This window comes from Nonomuraea sp. NPDC002799 (genome assembly GCF_053592075.1).
Genome location: NZ_JBSFVA010000006.1, coordinates 175,215 through 194,843, shown reverse-complemented (window position 1 = coordinate 194,843; position 19,629 = coordinate 175,215). Strand labels below are relative to the sequence as shown.

19 protein-coding genes are annotated in these 19,629 nt (G+C 69.6%); 9 read left to right on the top strand and 10 right to left on the bottom strand.

Annotation, left to right across the window (positions count from 1 at the left end; translation table 11 throughout):
• Positions 1-55: 55 nt before the first annotated feature.
• The 6 genes from ACWD0F_RS14375 to ACWD0F_RS14350 all read right to left on the bottom strand — a co-directional run bounded on the left by ACWD0F_RS14375 (position 56) and on the right by ACWD0F_RS14350 (position 6,143).
• Complete coding sequence (locus ACWD0F_RS14375; protein ID WP_449875342.1) at positions 56-1,066, bottom strand: TIGR04222 domain-containing membrane protein; 1,011 nt, start codon at positions 1,064-1,066, stop codon at positions 56-58.
• A 73-nt stretch (positions 1,067-1,139) separates the two neighbouring features.
• Positions 1,140-2,933: a phosphoenolpyruvate carboxykinase (GTP) gene (locus ACWD0F_RS14370; protein WP_449875340.1), complete on the bottom strand. Its 1,794-nt coding sequence runs from the start codon at positions 2,931-2,933 to the stop codon at positions 1,140-1,142.
• Between the two features lie 249 nt (positions 2,934-3,182).
• Positions 3,183-3,704 (bottom strand): hypothetical protein, encoded by a 522-nt coding sequence (locus ACWD0F_RS14365; RefSeq protein ID WP_449875338.1) that lies wholly within the window; start codon positions 3,702-3,704, stop codon positions 3,183-3,185.
• A 130-nt stretch (positions 3,705-3,834) separates the two neighbouring features.
• Positions 3,835-4,992 carry a C40 family peptidase gene (locus ACWD0F_RS14360; RefSeq protein WP_449875337.1) on the bottom strand — a complete coding sequence of 386 codons (1,158 nt, stop codon included), beginning with the start codon at positions 4,990-4,992 and terminating at the stop codon, positions 3,835-3,837.
• Positions 4,993-5,114: 122 nt separating this feature from the next.
• The gene (greA, locus tag ACWD0F_RS14355) at positions 5,115-5,615 is read right to left on the bottom strand and encodes a transcription elongation factor GreA (RefSeq protein ID WP_449875336.1); all 501 of its coding nucleotides are present in this window, start codon (positions 5,613-5,615) and stop codon (positions 5,115-5,117) included.
• A gap of 108 nt (positions 5,616-5,723) precedes the next feature.
• Entirely contained in the window at positions 5,724-6,143 is a 420-nt protein-coding gene (locus ACWD0F_RS14350; protein WP_449875334.1) for a DUF4307 domain-containing protein, read from the bottom strand.
• Between the two features lie 136 nt (positions 6,144-6,279).
• Between ACWD0F_RS14350 and mca the strand changes: the two genes are divergently transcribed.
• The 3 genes from mca to ACWD0F_RS14335 are packed head-to-tail and all read left to right on the top strand — an operon-like array spanning position 6,280 to position 7,687.
• Complete coding sequence (gene mca, locus ACWD0F_RS14345) at positions 6,280-7,164, top strand: mycothiol conjugate amidase Mca (RefSeq protein ID WP_449875332.1); 885 nt, start codon at positions 6,280-6,282, stop codon at positions 7,162-7,164.
• 34 nt (positions 7,165-7,198) lie between these two features.
• Positions 7,199-7,390: a hypothetical protein gene (locus ACWD0F_RS14340; protein ID WP_449875330.1), complete on the top strand. Its 192-nt coding sequence runs from the start codon at positions 7,199-7,201 to the stop codon at positions 7,388-7,390.
• Positions 7,391-7,687, top strand: coding sequence for a GNAT family N-acetyltransferase (locus tag ACWD0F_RS14335; protein WP_449875328.1), 297 nt, complete (start codon positions 7,391-7,393; stop codon positions 7,685-7,687).
• A gap of 8 nt (positions 7,688-7,695) precedes the next feature.
• Here the strand turns inward: ACWD0F_RS14335 and ACWD0F_RS14330 are convergent, their stop codons facing one another.
• A complete protein-coding gene (locus ACWD0F_RS14330) occupies positions 7,696-8,844 on the bottom strand; it encodes a hypothetical protein (protein WP_449875730.1) in 1,149 nt (382 codons plus the stop codon).
• A gap of 88 nt (positions 8,845-8,932) precedes the next feature.
• Here ACWD0F_RS14330 and ACWD0F_RS14325 point away from each other — a divergent pair, with 88 nt between their 5' ends.
• Complete coding sequence (locus ACWD0F_RS14325) at positions 8,933-10,927, top strand: thioredoxin domain-containing protein (RefSeq protein ID WP_449875326.1); 1,995 nt, start codon at positions 8,933-8,935, stop codon at positions 10,925-10,927.
• A 90-nt stretch (positions 10,928-11,017) separates the two neighbouring features.
• Here the strand turns inward: ACWD0F_RS14325 and ACWD0F_RS14320 are convergent, their stop codons facing one another.
• Positions 11,018-13,066 (bottom strand): transglycosylase domain-containing protein, encoded by a 2,049-nt coding sequence (locus ACWD0F_RS14320; RefSeq protein ID WP_449875324.1) that lies wholly within the window; start codon positions 13,064-13,066, stop codon positions 11,018-11,020.
• Between the two features lie 176 nt (positions 13,067-13,242).
• Positions 13,243-13,728 (bottom strand): Lrp/AsnC family transcriptional regulator, encoded by a 486-nt coding sequence (locus ACWD0F_RS14315; RefSeq protein WP_449875322.1) that lies wholly within the window; start codon positions 13,726-13,728, stop codon positions 13,243-13,245.
• A 102-nt stretch (positions 13,729-13,830) separates the two neighbouring features.
• On the opposite strand from ACWD0F_RS14315, the gene hppD reads away from it, so the two are divergent.
• From hppD to ACWD0F_RS14290, 5 genes are all read left to right on the top strand, one after another.
• A complete protein-coding gene (gene hppD, locus ACWD0F_RS14310; RefSeq protein WP_449875320.1) occupies positions 13,831-14,940 on the top strand; it encodes a 4-hydroxyphenylpyruvate dioxygenase in 1,110 nt (369 codons plus the stop codon).
• Between the two features lie 34 nt (positions 14,941-14,974).
• A complete protein-coding gene (locus ACWD0F_RS14305) occupies positions 14,975-15,415 on the top strand; it encodes an RDD family protein (RefSeq protein WP_449875318.1) in 441 nt (146 codons plus the stop codon).
• 46 nt (positions 15,416-15,461) lie between these two features.
• Positions 15,462-16,856, top strand: a complete 1,395-nt coding sequence (locus tag ACWD0F_RS14300; RefSeq protein ID WP_449875317.1) for a M1 family metallopeptidase — start codon at positions 15,462-15,464, stop codon at positions 16,854-16,856.
• A 73-nt stretch (positions 16,857-16,929) separates the two neighbouring features.
• The gene (locus ACWD0F_RS14295; protein WP_449875315.1) at positions 16,930-17,475 is read left to right on the top strand and encodes an RNA polymerase sigma factor; all 546 of its coding nucleotides are present in this window, start codon (positions 16,930-16,932) and stop codon (positions 17,473-17,475) included.
• Positions 17,472-18,185: a hypothetical protein gene (locus tag ACWD0F_RS14290; RefSeq protein WP_449875313.1), complete on the top strand. Its 714-nt coding sequence runs from the start codon at positions 17,472-17,474 to the stop codon at positions 18,183-18,185. The genes ACWD0F_RS14295 and ACWD0F_RS14290 overlap by 4 nt, the downstream gene beginning before the upstream one ends.
• A gap of 156 nt (positions 18,186-18,341) precedes the next feature.
• Here the strand turns inward: ACWD0F_RS14290 and ACWD0F_RS14285 are convergent, their stop codons facing one another.
• A complete protein-coding gene (locus ACWD0F_RS14285; RefSeq protein ID WP_449875729.1) occupies positions 18,342-19,517 on the bottom strand; it encodes an FIST signal transduction protein in 1,176 nt (391 codons plus the stop codon).
• Positions 19,518-19,629 lie beyond the last annotated feature (112 nt).

Genomic DNA, 19,629 nt, shown 5'->3' with positions numbered 1-19,629 from the left:
GAAGACGAACGGAGCATCGAGAAAGTTCTGCCCGCGTGGATCCGGTGGCGGCCCGTCAAGAGCCACCGCCGCAACTCGATCCGCCGCCGCAGCTCGACGAGCTGCCACAGCTTGACGAGCTCCCACAGCTTGACGACCCGCCGCAGCTTGAGGCCCCGCCGCCACCGCAGCTCGACGAACCGCCGCCGAAGCTGAGGCGGCCGAAGGAGTCGCCGCCGAACGTCGTGCCGCCGTCGCCGCTGTGGCTGCCACAGGCTCCGGCGCAGTCGGCCCCCGGGTCGCCGACCGACAACTCGTCGCACAGGGCCGGATCGCCGCTCTCCGACAGCCCGTACAGGGCGACGGGCGTCGCGACCGCCACGGCCGGCGAGCCGCCGGCGTAGGCGCCCCTCGGATGGTGGTCGCGGGCGGATCTCAGGACCTCGCGCCCCTCACGGGTGATGACGCTGCGCAACCCGCGCCGCTGCCGGTTGAGTGCGGCGATCCCGGAGATGACGGCGAACCCACTGACCAGCAGCGCGCCGGCGAAGGCGGTCTCCTGGCCGGCCAGCCCCGCGCCGGCGAGCACCAGCAGCAGGACGAGGTGGCCGGCCGCCACACCGAGCACGATCTTGAGCTGCTCCATGCGCCGCCAGGCCGTTCCGAACGCCTGCTCCGGCACGATCAGGCGACGCCCTTCGAGGCCGCTGACGAGGCCGCTGAGCGCCGGATGCGCCGCGAGCGCCCGGCGTAGCTCGCTCGCGCGGTAGCCGCCCGGTCTGGCCGCCAGCACGGTGAGCACGGCCTGCTCGATCGGCACCGGCGAGGGCCGCGCGCCGTGCACCGGCGTGACCTGCGCGCCCCGTGACACCCGGATGGCGCCGGCTCGCGCGAGGACGGCCAGCGCCGTGTTGACGGCCCGTCGCGGCCCGCCGGACAGGTAGGCCAGCTCATAGGGGTCGAGAGAGTGCCCGCCGTCGCCGGGCGCCGGCTCGCTGACGCGGCGGCGTGCGCGTTCGATCCGCCGCTCGGCCGTTTTGACCAGCAACATCACGCCGATCGCGGCGATGAGCAGGACCAAGTCCACGGCGGCCTCCTGGCGGTACGGCAGTCCGTCAAGCTAGACGGCGCCGCCGTACCGGCACAAGAGGGTTTCGCGCTCAGCCGAGGCGGTCGAGCAGGGCGTTGTACTCGTCCCACAACTCCTTGGGCAGGTGCCCGCCGAAGGTGTCGAAGTGGGCCGGGATCAGGGCCGCCTCCTCGCGCCACACGTCACGGTCGACCGACAACAACGTCCGCAGGTCCTCTTCCGGCAGGTCCAGGCCGTCGGTGTCGAGGTCGGCGGGCAGCAGGCCGATCGCGGTCGGCACGGCCTTGGCCTCGCCGTTGAGCCGGTCCACGATCCACTTGAGCACGCGGCTGTTCTCGCCGAAGCCCGGCCAGATGAACCTGCCGTCGGCGTTCTTGCGGAACCAGTTGACGTAGAAGATCCGGGGCAGCTCGGCGCCCTCGCGGCGGCCGACGTTCAGCCAGTGGCCGAAGTAGTCGCCCATGTTGTAGCCGCAGAACGGCAACATGGCGAACGGGTCGTAGCGCAGCTCGCCGACCTTGCCCTCGGCGGCGGCGGTCTTCTCGGAGGCGACGTTGGCTCCGAGGAAGACGCCGTGCTCCCAGCTCAGCGACTCCGTCACCAGAGGCACGGCGGTGGCGCGGCGACCGCCGAACAAGATCGCTGAGATGGGCACGCCCTTGGGGTCCTGCCACTCGCGGGCGATGGTCGGGCACTGCGAGGCGGGAGTGGTGAAGCGGGCGTTCGGGTGGGCGGCCGGCTCGTCGCCGCCCGGCGTCCAGGAACGGCCCTTCCAGTCGGTCAGGTGCGCCGGCGGCTCGTCGGTGAGCCCCTCCCACCACACGTCGCCGTCGTCGGTGAGCGCGACGTTGGTGAAGATGCTGTTGCCCCAGAGCGTCTTGACCGCGTTGGCGTTGGTCACCTCGCCGGTGCCGGGCGCGACGCCGAAGAAGCCGGCCTCCGGGTTGATCGCGTAGAGGCGGCCGTCGTCGCCGAAACGCATCCAGGCGATGTCGTCGCCGATCGTCTCGACCTTCCAGCCGGGGATCGTGGGCTGGAGCATGGCGAGGTTGGTCTTGCCGCACGCGCTCGGGAAGGCGGCGGCGATGTAACGGGTCTCGCCGGACGGCGGCGTGAGCTTGAGAATGAGCATGTGCTCGGCCAGCCAGCCCTCGTCGCGGGCCATGACGCTGGCGATGCGCAGCGCGTAGCACTTCTTGCCCAGCAGGGCGTTGCCGCCGTAGCCGGAGCCGTAGGACCAGATCTCGCGGTCCTCGGGGAAGTGGCTGATGTACTTGGTCGAGCTGCACGGCCAGGGCACGTCCGCCTGGCCCGGCTTCAGCGGGGCCCCGACGGAGTGGACGGCCTTGACGAAGTCGCCGCGCTCCTCGATGAGGCGCAGCGCCCTGTCGCCCATCCTGGTCATGATCCGCATGGACACGGCGACGTACGGCGAGTCGGTGATCTCCACGCCGAGCTGCGAGATCTCACCGCCCAGCGGGCCCATGCAGAACGGCACGACGTACATCGTGCGGCCGCGCATGCAGCCCTTGAACAGCGTGCCGAAGGTCTGGCGCATCTCCGCCGGCGCGATCCAGTTGTTCGTGGGGCCCGCGTCCTCCTCCCTCTCGGAGCAGATGAAGGTGCGGTCCTCGACCCTGGCGACGTCGCTGGGGTCGGACTTGGCGTAGAAGCTGTTGGGCCGGGCCGCCAGGCGCGTGAGCGTGCCGTGCTCGACGAGAAGGTTGGTCAGGCGCGTCCACTCCTCCTCCGAGCCGTCGCACCACTCGATCCGGTCCGGCTGGGTCAGGGCTGCGATCTCGTTCACCCACGCGGCCAATTCGCTATTGCTGGTCACTGCGGGAACTTCCACGGAAACGGACACGACTGCGACTCCTCCACTCTCTCAGGGCCCAGTCATCATTAACGACGAGGCGCCACGAAAGCCAATTGGCATAGACCTGTTGGCGAGACCGTCGCCGCAGGCAGCGGCCCTGACGATTGGGGGAGCCTACCCAAGCTCAGCGAGTTTAAAAGAATGGATTTCCGGCAGTGGTCCAGTCCATTGACGCTGGTCTAAACCAATTACCGCAGTGGTTTAGTCCATTCGCGCGGCCGTTTCCGCTGCATAGTCTCAGGAATTGACGCCGGGCCCCTCGGAGCGAACTCTGTCGACATGTCGCAGAGCGTCCCGGAGATCGGCGAGCCAGGTGTCGGTGTGTCGTCCCACCAGGCGCACGCACCAGGCGAGCGCGTCGCTCCTGCTTCTGGCCACGCCCGCGGCCACGAGGGTGTCGAGGACCTGGCGTTCCGACTGGCGCAGTCTCGTCATCACCGGGACGGACAGTGTGGTGAACATCACAGTCTCGCCGCCGCAGACCACGCCCCAGGACACCTTCTGGCGGAACTTGTGCTCGGCCTCGCGGGCGATCTCGATCCGCCGCTCGCGGGTCTCCTCCCTGAACCTGCGGGCCAGCCCGTCGATCAGGGCCGCCCGCTCGGCCTCGGGCACGTCGTCCGGAGGATCGGGCAGCGCGCCGAGCACCGCGATCTCCTCGCGGTCCCTGACGATCTCGGGCGCGCCGGTGAACCAGCCCTCGGGCAACCGCCCGGTGAACCAGCCATGGATCTGTGCCGCCGTATCATCTGTTGACATGTAATCAACATTACATAGTTGCGAGCGGAATGCACGGACGCGACAAGCGGATGGTGCCTGTGAGAAAGACGAGCGTGGCGGGGTGCGCGGGACGACGAGCGCGGTCGTACGCGGGAAGAGCGGATCGAGGTCAGCGGACCTTCGCCGCGGCGATCGGGCTGACCCTGACGACACCGGCCAGGTTGCGGGTGTTCACCGGGGCGATCTTGACCACGTCGCCGGTGCGCGGGGCATGCAACATTTTCCCGTTGCCCCAATAAATCGCCACATGCGAGATGTAGTCCGGATTCGTCGGGTCATTGCGCCAGAAGAGCAGGTCGCCGGGCTGCGCCTGCGCGAGTCCCACCTGCGGGCCTGTCACCCACTGCTGGTGCGTCACCCGGGGCATCCGCACCCCCGCCTGCCCGTAGGCCCACTGGACCAGGCCGGAGCAGTCGAAGGTCTCCGGGCCCTCGGCGCCCCACACGTACGGCCGGCCGAGCTTGGAGACGGCGGCCTTGAGCGCCACGGTGAGCTGCTCGCCCGTCATGAACGAGCCCGCCGGCCAGCTCCGCGCCCTGCCCTGCGGCTGGGGCAGCACCGGATTGACCATGGCCACCTGCGTGCCCTTGGGCAGCGCCTTGAGTATGGCCTTGCGCAGCGTGTCGGAGTTGGTCTTGGGGGCGCTGACGATGAGCGCGTTGTCGTGCGGCAGCCCCAGCGCGCGGCCCACGTTCTTGGACACGACGGCGTCCACGGCGCCGAAACCGGTGGTGGCGTACGCGCCGATCCGCAACTGCCCGGTCGGCCCCACCACCCGGCTGTGCAGCGCGAGCCCGCCGTCGTTGCCGAGCACGAACGAGACCGCCACGTCCCCGGCCGCGACGTTCTGCCACAGCGCATCGGACGAAGCGGTCACCTTGGGCGTGTAGGCGCGGAACGTGGACGGATTGACCGCCAGCGTCTGCACCCGCTTGTTGTCGAGCATGACGGAGGCCGCGTCGGCCAGCTCCAGCGCCTGAACCCCGCGGAGCTTGGCCACCTTGTGTAACAACTCGTTGGTGAAGGGCTTGCGGGTGAGCACGAAGAGGTTGGGCTTACGCAGCTTGCTCAGCGGCGCCACCGGCTGGAGCGTCGCGACCGGCTGCTGCTGCCCCTGCTGCCGCCCCCGCTGCTGCGCCATCGGCGTCTGCCTGGGGGAGGCAGCGGCGCCCGCCGCGCCGCCGCCGCCGCCCGGCTGATTCGCCTGCACGAGCAGCAGCACGTCGGTGGTCAGCACCGCGACCAGCGCCACCACGATGAACGGCACCAGCTTGTGCGTATTACGCCGCTTACGCGACTTGACCAGAAAACTGAGGTCCTGCCGAATTCCGGACGGATGCGAAAACGCCGCCGGGCCGACGAGGGCCCGGCGGTCGTGGTCCGGGGGGGTCAGTTGCCGATGTACGGCACAGCCTCGAGGATCTCGACGGTGTTCTGGCGCCCGTTCGGCATGGAATAGGTCGCCTTCTCCCCGATCTTCTTGCCGTTGATCGCCGATCCGAGTGGGGACCTGGGCGAGTAGACGTCGATCGGCGCGCCGCTCTCCTCGCGGGAGGCGAGCAGGAAGGTCACCTCATCGTCGTCGCCGACGAACCGGATGGTCACGGTCATGCCGGGGCCCACCACCCCTTCGGCCTTAGGAGCCTCTCCGACCTGGGCGTTGTCGATGATCTGGCGGAGGTGGAAGATGCGGGCCTCCATCTTGCCCTGCTCGTCCTTGGCGGCGTGGTAGCCACCGTTCTCCTTCAGGTCACCCTCTTCGCGGGCAGCCTCGATCTTCTTGGCGATGTCGACGCGACCAGGACCCGAGAGATGCTCGTACTCCGCCTTCAGGCGGTCGTACGCCTCCTGCGTCAGCCAGGTGACGTTCTCATCGCGAGAGTCGGCCACGGGTGCTCCTTGCTTGCCTAGGGGGCCCTGAGATCACTTGAGGACGCGTACGGTTGAATTGCGAAAGGCTAACAAGTCAGCCGCTCCAACGCTTCCCCAAATGTCTCACTATACGAGATTGCAGTACTGGATGTGGACGGAAGTGGCCTGGCCGCTCGTGCCGAGGCTCTCCTTGAGCTGCTTACTACCCTCACCAGCCGGGATTCTTACTTCCTTGCTGCCCACTTCCGCGTGGTTGACGTCCAGCGCCCTGATCCGGCAGACGGCCACCCTATCGTCTGCCTTGTACACCTCAAAGGTGATCTCGGCCCGGTCCGGGCCGACCACGTCGAACGTCACGACCTGCGACGGCGCCTCGGACCCGCCCGCCGTCATCGACCACATGACATAGCCCCAGCCACCGGCGACGATGGCCACCAGCACGCCGATGACCACGTGGACGATGAGGCGCCCGCGACGTCTGGGACGATCGGGAAAGTCGTCGGGTGTGCCGAGAACCGGTCCGTTCTCGACATCTCTGGTGACCATGGCGGAATCTCCCTGCACTCCCTCAGCGTTATCCGAGACAATTGTCGCCCGCGGGGGGCGTGCCCTCGCGACCGCCCAGCAGAAACTAACCTCTCTGGGCGACTGATCCGTCCGTGACTGAGGAGACATCGAGCCCGTGAGTGCACCGCTGAGGCTGATGGCCGTCCATGCCCACCCCGACGACGAGTCGAGCAAGGGTGCCGCCACGATGGCGCGCTACGTGCGTGAGGGCATGGAAGTGCTGGTCTGTACCCTCACGGGCGGTGAACGGGGATCCGTGCTCAATCCGAAGATGGATCTGCCCGAGATCGTCGCCAACATGGGTGAGGTCCGCAGGGCCGAGATGGCGCGGGCCCGCGAGATTCTGGGCGTACGCCAGGAGTTCATGGGGTTCATCGACTCCGGCCTGCCGGAGAGCGAGGAGGAGGAGCTCCCCGAGGGCTGCTTCGCGCTGCAGAAGCTGGAGGACGCCTCCAGGCCGCTGGTGGCGGCCGTACGCGCGTTCAAGCCGCACGTCATCATCACCTACGACGACGACGGCGGTTACCCGCACCCCGACCACATCATGACCAACAAGGTCTCCGTCGAGGCTTTCGAGGCGGCCGGCGACCCCGACCGCTATCCGGGCACCGGCGACCCGTGGCAGCCGCTGAAGCTTTACTACCAGATGGGCTTCACCAAGGAGCGCTTCGAGGCCCTGCACGAGGTCATGGCCGAGCGCGGCCTCGGCTCCCCGTACGCGGACTGGATCTCGCGCTGGGAGGACCGCCCGGCCAAGTGGCCCGTGACCACCCGCGTGCCGTGCGGCGAGTACTTCGAGATCCGCGACGAGGCCCTGCTGGCGCACGCCACCCAGGTCGACCCCGACGGCTTCTGGTTCGTCTGCCCGCGCGAGCTGCAGCAGGAGATCTGGCCCACCGAGGACTACCACCTGGCGCGCTCCCTCGTGGACACCGGGCTGCCGGAGGACGACCTGTTCACCGGCATCCACGCCGAGGACGCCGAGCCCGCCTGCCACTGACCGGAGCACCACCCCCAGGTGGCAAACTGGAAGGGTGATAGCTCTCGCAGCAGGCGATGTCAGTCCGGGCGTGCTCGGCTTCATCGTCGTGGCCCTGATCGGGGTCGCCCTCTACTTGCTGATCAAGTCGATGAACAAGCAGTTGACGAAGATCAAGGTGCCACGTGAGGGCGACACCGACGAAAAAGACTCGCATGCGGGCGGCACCGACAAGAAAGCGGAATAAATGCCGATCGAAGTAGTCGACAACACGACGGAGAGCCGGTTCGAGGTTCTCGTGGACGGCAAGGTCGCCGGGTTCGCCGACTACCGGCTGCTGGCCGCCAAGATCGTCTTTACGCACACCGAGGTGCTGCCCGACTATGAGGGGCAGGGGCTGGCGAGCAAGCTGGTCGGATACGGGCTCCAGGCGAGCGCCGACACCGGCCTGCGGGTCGTGCCCCGCTGCCCCTACGTGGCCAAATACATCGAGCGCCATCCGGAGTTCAAGGACCTGGTCGACCCCTCATCCGACGAGAAGTGACCAGGCCGTCAGTCGGCGGACGGTGACCAGGCGCGCTCCAGCGCCTTCGGCAGCCCCCACCAGCCCAGCGGGGTCAGCACCTCGTCCGCGTCGACGACGCCGAGATGGCTCCACAGGCTGACCACCGACATGAACAACCCCTCGGTGGCGTCGAGGTCGTCGTCGTCCTGGTCGTCGATGTCGATGTCCTCCGACTCGGCGATGAGCCGCGCCATCCGCTCGGGCGAGGCCAGCACCCCCGGCCCCATCCTGGTCAGCGCCGCCACCCCGGCCAGCCAGTCGGCGTGCTGGATCGCGCAGAGGTTGGCCAGCGCCGCGTCCTCCATGCTGAGCTCCCCCTCCATGTCGGCGAACTCCTCCAGCACGTCCCCGTTCTCCGACAGGTCCGAGACGGGCCCCGCGATGCCCGCCGCCACCGCCAGCCACAACTCCTGGTCGTCGCCGGGCAGCGGACGCTCGTCGAAGCCCGCACAGGCCCGCAACACGTTGCCGGGGTAGCCGGGCTGGGCGAGCAGCCCGCGCAGGCGCCCAGCGGCAGTCTCCAGGGCCTCAGCGGGCAGCTCAGGCTGCTTGGCCAGCCCGCCGACGATGCGCCGCAACTCCGCCAGCGCGAACGCCTCCTCCTCGTCCCAGGCCGCGAACAACTCCTCGTCCTGCTCGTCGCTGACCGCGAAGCCGGGCACCCGGCCGTCGGGCAGCGGCGTGCTGAGCCAGCGCTCCTGCAACTCCTCGTACGCCCCGCGGGCCTCCTGGTCACCGGCGGCCAGCGCGTCCGGATCGATCTCCCCCGACTCGACCCGCGCCTCCAGATGGGCGACCAGCCGGCCGAACATCTCGGCGGCCACCGGCCCGCGCTCGTCCTCCTCCGGCCAGACGAAGTAGCTGGGCGTCATCAGGATCGGCTCGGTCCCGGTCGACTCGACCCAGCGCTGCACGTCACCGACCGTGGCCGCACCGGACTCGATCGAGCTGAGCGTCGCCTTGGCGGATTCCCAGAACGGGAGGGAGAGGGGATTGCCCGCCGACAACATGGCGCGCCGCAGGTCCGGCAGCGCCACCAGCGCCACTCCCGAGGGCACGGCGAGCAGGGCGCGGGCCACGTCCCTGCGCGTGACGGCGGTGGCCGGGCGTGCGGCGTGAGCGCAGACGAAGTCCATATCCACGTCCCGTAACCTACGCCGAACCCGCCTCCCCAGTCAGCCGGAGCGATCGGCGATCCGGTTAGGGTGAACGGGGAGGTCTCCGATGAACCGCTTGAAAGACGCCACCAGCCCCTACTTGCTGCAGCACGCGGCCAACCCCGTGGACTGGCACCCGTGGGGCGAGGAGGCGTTCGCTCAGGCGCGCCACCGCGACGTGCCGCTGCTCATCAGCGTGGGCTACTCCGCCTGCCACTGGTGCCACGTCATGGCCCATGAGAGCTTCGAGGACGCCGCGACCGCGCGGCTGATGAACGAGCATTTCGTCAACATCAAGGTCGACCGCGAGGAGCGGCCCGACGTGGACGCCGTCTACATGAGCGCCACGCAGGCCATGACCCAGCAGGGCGGCTGGCCGATGACGGTCTTCGCCACGCCCGAGGGACACCCGTTCTACTGCGGCACCTACTTCCCCCGGCCGCACTTCCAGCGCCTGCTCACCGAGGTCCACAACGTGTGGACGAGTGACAGGGACTCCGTGCTGACACAGGGGGCGAAGGTGGTGCGGGCGCTCAACGAGAGCACCACGCTGCCCGGCGGGCCCCTGCCGGACGAGGAGACGCTGGAGCGGGCCATGGCCAACCTGCGGGCCTCGTTCGACGCGGACACCGGCGGGTTCGGCGGGGCGCCCAAGTTCCCGCCGTCCATGGTGCTGGAGTTCCTGCTGCGCTCCGGCGAGCGCGAGATGAGCGGCAGGACGCTGGCGGCCATGGCCCGCGGCGGCCTGTACGACCAGCTCGGCGGCGGGTTCGCGCGCTACAGCGTGGACGCGCGGTGGGTGGTGCCGCACTTCGAGAAGATGCTCTACGACAACGCCCTGCTGCTGCGTGTCTACACGCACTGGTGGAAGGCGGGCGGCGGCGACCTCGCGCGGCGGGTGGCGCTGGAGACGGCCGGCTGGCTGCTGCGCGAGCTGCGCACGCCCGAGGGCGGCTTCGCCTCGGCGCTCGACGCCGACAGCGAGGGCGAGGAGGGCAAGTTCTACGTCTGGACCCCCGAGGAGCTGCGCGAGGTGCTCGGCGCGGACGACGGACGCTGGGCGGCCGGGCTCTTCGAGGTGACCGGCACGTTCGAGCACGGCACGTCCGTGCTGCAGCTCCTGCGCGACCCCGAGGACCAGGCGCGCTACGCGAGCGTGCGCGAGCGGCTGCTCGCCGCCAGGGAGGGGCGCGTCCGCCCCGGGCGCGACGACAAGGTCGTGGCCTCCTGGAACGGCCTGGCCATCGCCGCGCTGGCGGAGACCGGCATGGTGTTCGAGCGGCCCGGCCTCGTGGCCGCCGCCACGGACGCGGCCGAGCTGCTGGCCGGCCCGCACATCGTCGGCGGCAGGCTGCTGCGCACCTCACGCGACGGCCGGGCGGGCACGAACGCCGGCGTCCTGGAGGACTACGCCAACCTGGCGGAAGGGCTCATCTCCCTGTACGGCGCGACCGGCGAGGCCAGATGGCTGCGGCTGGCCGGCTCGCTGCTCGACACCGTGCTCGACCGGTTCGCCGACGGCTCAGGCGGCTTCTACGACACGGCGGACGACGCCGAGCGGCTCTTCCAGCGCCCGCAGGACCCCACCGACAACGCCACCCCCTCCGGCCAGTACGCCGCCGCCGGCGCGCTGCTCTCCTACGGGGCGCTGACCGGCTCCACCCGGCATCGCGAGGCCGCCCACGCCGCGCTCGGCACGGTGTCCGTGCTGGCCACCGGGCACGCCAGGTTCGCCGGGTGGGGGCTGGCGACGGCACGCGCCGCGCTGGACGGGCCGGTCGAGGTCGCCGTCGTCGGCCCCGCCGACGATCCGCGGACGGCGGCGCTGCACCGGGCGGCGCTGCTCGCCGACGTGCCCGGGCTCGTGGTCGCCCTCGGAGCCGGCGACTCCGGCGACCGGGGGTCGGGCGATCCGCTGGTGCCCAGGGGCGAGGTGTTCCCGGCGCTGCTCGAAGGGCGCGGGCCGGTCGACGAGGCGCCCGCGGCCTACGTGTGCCGGGGCTTCACCTGCCGGATGCCGGTGACGACGGTCGAGGCACTGCGGGAAGAGCTGTCCCGCTGACCGACGCGGCCGTGCCGGCCGGCCGGCACGGCCGCGTCGGCATGGCCGAGCCGGCGCCTTCGGTGGGCGTCAGCCGTTCGGGGGGCGGTCCTAGGTGGCGGGCGCGCTGCCGCTGTCGGCCGTCTGCTGGGCCGGGGCCTGCGTTTCCGGCGGCGTGGTCTGCTCGGGCTCGTCGTTACGCCGCTCGATCACGTCCGGCTCCTGCGTGACGGGCGGATCGGTGAGCGGCGGATCGCTGGCGTCCGGCTCGGGCGTGGCCCAGCCGTCGGGGTCCGCGGGCGGCGTGTACTCCTGATCGGGCAGGTCCCGGCCCTGGTCGTCGGGCGCGGTGTAGTCCTCGTCAGGGGAGTAGCCGAACTCGGACGGCTCGGGGAACTCCTCGACCGGCTTGCCCGCCATGGCCTCGGTCATGAACGCCCGCCAGATCTGCGCGGGCAACTGGCCGCCGAACTGCGTGCCGTACCCGGGGATGGTGACCGTGGCGTTGTCGTCGCGGAACATGTCGACCGCCACCGCGAGCTGCGGGGTGAAGCCGTTGAACCAGACCGACTTCGAGTCGTCCGTGGTGCCCGTCTTGCCGGCCACCGGGCGGTCGTAGAGGCGGGCGGCGGTGCCGGTGCCGTACTTGACGACCTGCTGCATCGCGTACGTGGTGTCGGCCGCGGCCTGCTCGCTGACCACCTGCGTCGTGGCGGCCTTGACGACCTCCTTCACGCCGTCGGCGTCGGTCACCGACTTGACCACGTGGGCCTCGCTGTGGACGCCCTTGTTGGCGAACGTGGAGAAGCCCGAGGCGTTCTGCACGGCGCTGACCGAGGCCACGCCGAGCGGGAAGGAGGCGGCGCTCTGATGCTGCGTCAACTGCGCGGCGGGGATGCCGGCCGCCTCGGCGGTCTCGGCGACCTTGTCCAGGCCGACCTTCTGGCCGAGGTCCACGAAGGCGGTGTTGACGGAGTTCTGGGTGGCGCTCACCAGGTTGATCTCGCCGTAGGAGCGCCCGCTGTCGTTGGGGATCGGCTTGGCGGCCGACGCGACCCGCAGCGGCGAGTTGCCGTCGACTCTCGTGGACAGGTCGAAGCCGTTGTTCAGCGCCGCCGCCAGCGTGTACGGCTTGAACGTCGACCCCGCCATCACCTTGGCCGAGAACGCGCTGTCGTAGTAGGCCGACTGCGAGGGACGGCCGCCGTAGAAGGCGACGACCTCACCCGTGGCGGGATCGACGGCCGCCAGCCCCGTGCGCACCTTCGCCGGCGTCCCCTCCGGCAGCACGTCCTTGACCGCCTGCTCGGCCGCCGCCATGAGCTTCTTGTCGAACGTGGTGACGATCTTGAGCCCGCCGCTGTTGATGTCCTCGTCGGTGTAGCCGCGCCGGTTGAGCTCGGCGGTCACCTGTTCGAGCATGTAGCGGGCCTGGCCCTTGAGCTCGAACGGCTTCTTCGGCGCCCGCAGCTCGGGGAACTTCTGGCCCGCGGCCTTCTCGGCGGTCAGCGACCCCGTCTGCCGCATGGCGTCGATCACCGACTGCCATCGGGCCTGGGCCGCCGCCAGGTCGGAGCCCTTGGGGTCGGCGAAGCGGCTGGGCTGCTGGATCACGGAGGCGAGGTAGGCGCCCTCGGACACGCTCAGCTTGTCGACGTCCTTGCCGAAGTAGGCGCGGGCGGCCGACTGGACGCCGTTGGCGCCGCGGCCGAAGTAGATCGTGTTGAGGTACTGCTCCAGCACCCAGTCCTTCGACTTGGACTGGTCGACCTTCATCGAGATGAGGATCTCTTTGAACTTGCGGGTGACCGAACGTTCCTGGCTGAGGCCGCTGTAGTAGTTGCGGACGAGCTGCTGGGTGATGGTGGAGCCGCCCTGGAGCTGCTGACCGCTGACGGTGGACCACACGGCCCGCGCGGTGCCCTTGAGCGAGACGCCGCCGTCCTCGTAGAACGAGCGGTTCTCGGCGGCGATGACCGCGGCGCGCACGTGGTCGGGCACCTTGGCCAGCTCGACGTTCTTGCGGTCGACGCCCTGCCGGGCCAGCACGCTCTTGCCGTCGCGGTAGTAGATCACCGAACCCTGCGCCGTGGCCTGCTTCTGTGTGCTGTCCGGAATGGGGGTCAAGGCCCACGCGACCGCGAAAAGCCCGACGAACACGAGGACGCCTGTGCCGAAACACATCAGAACGACCCGGAGCACCCGCCGCTTCCGCATTCCGTTCTCACCACCGATCCGCACCCTGGACCCCCCTCGTCAAGCGTCGCCCAACCCCCGCAAGCTGGGCGAATGCCAAGGGTAAACGCTCGATAATGGTGCCTCGTCCCTCAGCGATACTACGGCGGGGACACCGCACGCCGCGGAACATCGGCGACCAAGGGCATCACTCGGTAGGGAACCGGGGTGTCCAGTGCGATGATCGAATTAGTCCGGAGCACGCCCTGAACGTCCACGATCTGATCGATGACCCGTTGCAGATCGGCGTTCGTCCGCGCGACCACGCGGCACAGGAGGTCGCTGCCGCCGGTGATCGTGTGCACCTCCAGCACCTCGGGGATGGCGGCCAGCCGGTCGGCCACCGGGTCGTGCCCGGCCACCTGCCTGATCTCCATGCTGACGAACGCGGTGACGCCGTAGCCGAGCGCGGCCGGCGACACCTCCGGCCCGAAGCCGGTGATGACGCCCCGGTCGACCAGCCGGTCGAGCCTGGCCTGGACCGTGCCACGGGCGACGCCGAGCCGGCGCGAGCTCTCCAGGACGCCCAGGCGTGGCTCGTCCGTCAGCAGGGTCATGATCCGGGCGTCCAGGTCATCGATCGTCATGCTGTACAGATTTACCGGACGTTCGGCGGATTAGCTAGGCAGATTGTGCACTGTCTGCGGTAACTGTTGCGCAAGTCGTCTAGATAATTCGAGAGTTGAGGTATGAATGATGTCTTTCCGGTTAACGGCATGGACGCCGTGGTGTTCGCCGTGGGGAACGCCAAGCAAGCGGCTCACTACTACTCGACCGCGTTCGGCATGCGGCTCGTGGCCTACCGCGGGCCGGAGAACGGCAGCCGCGACCTGGCGGCCTACGTTCTCAGGTCGGGTGGCGCCACGTTCGAGTTCAGGGGGCCGACCCGGCCCGGCACGGATCTGGCCCGGCACGTCGCCGAGCACGGTGACGGGGTGATCGACCTGGCCATCGAGGTGCCGGACGTGGAGGCGGGGTACGCCCATGCCGTCGCGCACGGGGCCGAGGGGCTGGCGGAGCCGTACACGATGGAGGACGAGCACGGCAAGGTGGTGCTCGCGGCCATCGCCGCCTATGGCGAGACGCGGCACACCCTGGTCGACAGGTCCAACTACGGCGGCCCGTACTTGCCGGGCTACGCGCCCGCGGAGCCGCTGGTCGCGCCGCCCGCGACCAGGAACGGCCGGCTCTTCCAGGCGATCGACCACTGCGTCGGCAACGTCGAGCTGGGCAAGATGGACGAGTGGGTGCAGTTCTACCGCGACGTCATGGGCTTCACGAACATGGCGGAGTTCGTGGGCGACGACATCGCCACCGAGTACTCCGCGCTGATGTCCAAGGTGGTGGCCGACGGCTCGCGCAAGGTCAAGTTCCCGCTCAACGAGCCGGCCGTCAGCCGCAAGAAGTCGCAGATCGACGAATATCTGGACTTCTACGGCGGTCCCGGGGTGCAGCACATCGCGCTGGCCACCAACGACATCATCACCACGGTCGACCACATGCGGGCGGCCGGGGTGCGGTTCCTGGAGACCCCGGACTCCTACTACGACGACCCCGCGCTGCGGGCGCGCATCGGCGACGTGCGGGCGCCGATCGAGGAGCTGAAGAAGCGGAAGATCCTGGTGGACCGCGACGAGGACGGCTACCTGCTGCAGATCTTCACCCAGCCGGTGCAGGACCGGCCCACGGTCTTCTTCGAGCTGATCGAGCGGCACGGCTCGCTGGGCTTCGGCAAGGGCAACTTCAAGGCGCTGTTCGAGGCGATCGAGCGGGAGCAGGAACGCAGGGGCAACCTTTAGTTTGTCCCGACTTAGTGGCGGTCATGACGAAATCATGGGATCGCCACCGGGGCTGGCGGGACGCTGGCGGCGACTGTTCGCCGGCGTCCTCGACTGGATCATCATCAACATGCTCTCCGTGCCCTTCAGCTGGGCGAGCTGGGACTATGCCTGGGACGGCAGCAGGGGCATCTGGGACCGCTATCCGGTGGAGCACACCTTCCTGGCCGGACTCGTGGCCTTCCTCTACTTCTGGCTGCTGCAGGCCTTCTGGAACGGTCAGACGCTGGGCAAGAAGTTGTTCGGCATGCGGGTGGTGCAGGACAACGGCGGCAAACTCGGCGTGGGGCAGGCAGCGGTCCGCCAGATCGTGGCGACCGTGCTCGAATGGTTGTGCTGCATCGGCCTCCTGGTGGATCTCGCCTGGATCCTCTTCGACCCCCGCAAACAAGCCCTCCATGACAAGGCCGCCAGAACGGTCGTCGTGAATGCCTGACTGAGCGTAATATTATGGTCACGAACCGAAGGGGGGCTCGTCGCCTATGCGTTTCAACAGGCGCGGAGTGGCACTGCTGGCGGCGCTGGTCAGCGTGCTCGCCTGTTCGCCCGCCGACGAGCCACCACCGCAGGCCCGGCATCGCGCGGGCGCGCCGGGCATCGGCGACACCGACTTCCCCCAGGACGGCAACGGGGGCTACGACGTCTCCCACTACGACCTGGCCGTCGACTACTCCCCTACGACCAAGCGGCTCGACGGCGTGGCCACCATCCGGGCCAAGGCCACCCAGCCGCTGTCGAGCTTCAACCTCGACCTGACCGGGCTGCAGGTGCGCGAGGTGACCGTCGACGGCTCGGCCGCGGCGTTCAAGCACCAGGCGAGCGAGCTCACCGTGACACCCGCGGGGCCGATCGACGACCACGACGGGTTCACCGTCAAGGTGAGCTACGCGGGCGTGCCGCAGCCGGCCAAGGACAGCGCCAACCTGGGCTCCTACGGCTTCATCCCGACGGCCGACGGCGCGTTCGTGGCCTCCGAGCCCAACGGCTCCAAGACCTGGTTCCCCAGCAACGACCACCCCGCCGACAAGGCCACCTTCGACTTCACGATCACCGTGCCCGCCGGGGTGACGGCCCTGGCCAACGGCGAGCTCACCACGCCGCCCACGACCGCGGGCGGCAAGACCACCTACCGCTGGCACGAGCGCCATCCGATGGCGACCTATCTGGCGACGGCCACGCTCGGCAAGTTCCAGCTCCGCCGGGGCAACACGCCCGGCGGCATCCCCAACCTCGCCGCCACCGACCCGAAGTACGACAGCACGCTCGGCAAGCTCTACACCACCACCGGCGAGATCACCGACTACTGGTCCACAGTCTTCGGCCCCTATCCGTTCTCCTCGACCGGCGGCATCGTCGACGACTACCCGGCCGGCTACGCCCTGGAAAACCAGACGAAACCGCTCTACGGCGGCTTCAGCCCCCAAGAGGGCATCATCGCGCACGAGCTGGCGCACCAGTGGTTCGGCAACAGCCTGACCATCAAGCGCTGGCGCGACCTCTGGCTCAACGAGGGCTTCGCCACCTACGCCGAGTGGCTCTGGTCGGAGCACCAGGGCAAGCGGAGCGCCGCGGAGATCTTCAAGGCCTTCCACGACCGCCCGGCCACCGACGCCATCTGGAAATATCCGCCCGGGCGGGCCAGGGCCGGCGACCTGTTCAACGAGTCCGTCTACTCGCGCGGCGGCATGACGCTGCACGCCCTGCGCAAGGCCGTGGGCGACCCGGTCTTCTTCAACCTGCTCAAGACGTGGACCGCCGAGCACCGCTACGGCCACGTCACGACGCGGCAGTTCGTCGACCTCGCCGAGCGGCTGTCCGGCCAGGAGCTCGACCCGCTCTTCGACGCCTGGCTCTTCCAGCCCCGCCGCCCCGCCTGATCCCGCGCGGAAACGCTTCTCGTCGCCCGGTCCAAGTAAAGGATGTAAGGCGAACGAGGAAGGGAGCGAGGCCGTGCGCCTCAACGAAGACCCTGCGGCCTTTGAGGCCTTCTATCGCCGCCATGTCGATGCCGTCATGAGGTTCGTGGTCCGGCGGGTGAGCGACCCGCATCTGGCCGCCGATCTGACAGCCGACATCTTCATGGCGGTACTGGACTCGGCGCACACCTACGTGCCGGGCAGGGGCAGCGAGATCGGCTGGCTGTACGGCGTCGCGCGCAACGTCGTGTCGGCCCAGCATCGCAGGACGACCAGGGAGGCGCGGGCCAACGGCCGCGTCGCCGGTCGCCGGCTGATGGAGGACGACGATCTCGTACGGATGGAGGAGCGGATCGACGCCGAGCGCCAGATGCGCGGCGCCCTGGAGGCCATGAACGGCCTGCCGGAGGGCGAGCGCGCCGTGCTGGAGCTCGTGGCGATCGACCAGCTCGCCGTCTCCGAAGCCGCCCAGGCCCTCGGCATCAGGCAGGTGACCGCACGAGTCCGACTGCATCGGGCCAGGCGTGCCCTCGAATCCGTCGCTTCGCCGACTGCTGTTTACGTGGAGGGAAAGGCATGAGCACGTTCGAGCAGCGCCTTCTCGCCGCACTCAAGGAAGAGATCGCGACGAGGACGGCGGAGGACGACATGACAACGGTGACACCGGTACGGCGCGGCTCCGGGCGGCGCCTCGCGGGGCTGTCCGCCGCGGTGGCGGGGGTCGCGGCGGCCACGATCGCGGTGGTGGCCCTGACCGGGATCACCGGGAGCCCGGCTTTCGCGGTGACCAAGGCGGCCGACGGGGTGGTGAGCGTGCACATCAGCACGTTCCGCGACCCCGAGGGGCTGGAGGCCGAGCTGGCCGGCGCGGGTGTCAAGGCCGTCGTCGACTACCTGCCCGAGGGGCAGATCTGCAAGGGACCGCGTGGTGCGCATGGCAGTGGCGCCGGGCAGTTCAGGTCGAGTGTCGGAAAGGACGGCGACGGGATCTCGTTCACGATCGAGAAGGGACAGGTGCCCGTGGGAGAGACGCTGGTCCTGGCCATCTCCAAGAGCAAGGACGGCGACGACCAGGCGCCGTTCGCGACCTCTCTGGAGATCGTCAAGGGAGAGGTCTCCGGCTGCGAGGCGACCACGGTGCCGGCTCCCGGCACCGGCGGCACGGACAGCGGGCCCGGCCTGACGTCCAAGACCGGCGGCACGGACGACGGGCCCAGCCTGACGTCCAAGACCGACAACACGGACGGCGGGCCCGGCTCGACGTCCAAGACCGACGACACGGACGGCTGACCCGCTTTGCCGTCCAAGACCGGCCGCACGGATCAGGGGTCGAGTCCAACCGAGTGACGCACCCCCGCGCCAGGCCCGGCGGCCCTCCCGAGCAGACGGGGCCGCCGGGCCTTCTCCGCCGGCTCCGGTAGCTCTCGCCTGCCAGACCCGCAGGGGTCATGGGCCGCCCGCGGCGCTGGAGAACACCAGGACCGAGGCCGTGAACCCGTGCACGTGGTTGTGCCCGGCGACCGGGCCGACCTCGCCGGCCGCGAAGAAGCCGGCCACCCCGATCGGCCCGAGCGTGTCACGCAGCGCGACCGGATCGTGGTCGGCCGTGCCGAACATGGCCGAGCCCCGCCCGTTGCAGGAGAACAGCAGCGCCCCGTCCACCCGGCCGAGCTCCTCCCGGTGGGCGTCGAGAAGGTCGTACAGGTCCTCGTCCGCCGTGGCCGCGTCGCGGACCTGGAAGCGCACGGTTCTGCCGATCTCCACGATGTCGCCGATGGCCACGGCCTCACGTTCCGGATCGATGCCGATGACCCCCCTGATGAGGAAGTCGCCGCGTTCGTGGCGTTCGGCGTACTCGTCCATGGCCAGGCCGATCTGCAGCCCCGAGGCGACCAGCTCGCGGTCGTCCTCGTCGAGCTCGCTGACGATGTCCTCCAGCCGGGCCAGCGCGGGCTGGCCGGCCAGCTCCAGCAGCAGGTTCTCCTCCGAAGCGGTCACCACCATGCTGGGGCCGATCGGGCGGCAGCCCTGGCTGACCACGGTGCTGACCCTGATCGGGCCGCTGAGCAGGACGCCGATCGCGCCCTCGGTGTAGATCTCTCCGTCGGCGAACAACCGGACGGAGCCCCGCCCCTGCAGCCCGTTGGCCAGCCCGCCGATCAGCGGCAGGTCCCCGAGCACGTCGTCCGAGCGCTCGACGAAGGCGTCGGTCGGAAAGGTGTACGGGTCGGCGAGCAGGATGGCCACGTGGTCGTCCCCGCCCCGCTCGGGCACCCCCACCACCACGAACCTGTCCTCGGTCGTCAGCGTCTCCAGCGCGAACGTCGTCAGCCTGGCCCCCTCCAAGGTGGCCGCCCACGCGCTCACGGCCGGCGTCAGCTCCACCCCCTGTCCGTCCCCGATCACGCCTGTGGCGCTGCATCCGATCACGCGTGCCTCGGGTGCGAGCTTCATCGCGGCCTGGCCGGCTCGGGCGACGTCCTCGGGATCGTCGCCGCAGATGAAGAAGCAGACCAAGTCGGCTGGGCCGCTGAGCCTCGACAGTGCCTGACCGACGGCGTTCTCCGCGGTCTCCACCAGGTCGGAACCCACGGCGAGGCCATCGGCGAAGCGGCTTGTCATCACGGCCACGGATCTCGCCTCCTCGACATGTCCAAGTTCCCTAGGCCCGATTCTCCCCACTAAAGGGACAAGCACGCGCACGAACCGTCACGCAATAGTCAAGATCCGAAAT

Excerpts from the sequence above, each read along its gene's own strand:
- ACWD0F_RS14365 (WP_449875338.1), bottom strand. The coding sequence starts at position 3,704 with ATGTCAACAGATGATACGGCGGCACAGATCCATGGCTGGTTCACCGGG.
- ACWD0F_RS14350 (WP_449875334.1), bottom strand. The coding sequence starts at position 6,143 with ATGGTCACCAGAGATGTCGAGAACGGACCGGTTCTCGGCACACCCGAC.
- ACWD0F_RS14335 (WP_449875328.1), top strand. The coding sequence starts at position 7,391 with ATGCCGATCGAAGTAGTCGACAACACGACGGAGAGCCGGTTCGAGGTT.
- ACWD0F_RS14330 (WP_449875730.1), bottom strand. The coding sequence starts at position 8,844 with ATGGACTTCGTCTGCGCTCACGCCGCACGCCCGGCCACCGCCGTCACG.
- ACWD0F_RS14325 (WP_449875326.1), top strand. The coding sequence starts at position 8,933 with ATGAACCGCTTGAAAGACGCCACCAGCCCCTACTTGCTGCAGCACGCG.
- ACWD0F_RS14315 (WP_449875322.1), bottom strand. The coding sequence starts at position 13,728 with ATGACGATCGATGACCTGGACGCCCGGATCATGACCCTGCTGACGGAC.
- hppD (WP_449875320.1), top strand. The coding sequence starts at position 13,831 with ATGAATGATGTCTTTCCGGTTAACGGCATGGACGCCGTGGTGTTCGCC.
- ACWD0F_RS14305 (WP_449875318.1), top strand. The coding sequence starts at position 14,975 with ATGGGATCGCCACCGGGGCTGGCGGGACGCTGGCGGCGACTGTTCGCC.
- ACWD0F_RS14300 (WP_449875317.1), top strand. The coding sequence starts at position 15,462 with ATGCGTTTCAACAGGCGCGGAGTGGCACTGCTGGCGGCGCTGGTCAGC.
- ACWD0F_RS14290 (WP_449875313.1), top strand. The coding sequence starts at position 17,472 with ATGAGCACGTTCGAGCAGCGCCTTCTCGCCGCACTCAAGGAAGAGATC.
- ACWD0F_RS14285 (WP_449875729.1), bottom strand. The coding sequence starts at position 19,517 with ATGACAAGCCGCTTCGCCGATGGCCTCGCCGTGGGTTCCGACCTGGTG.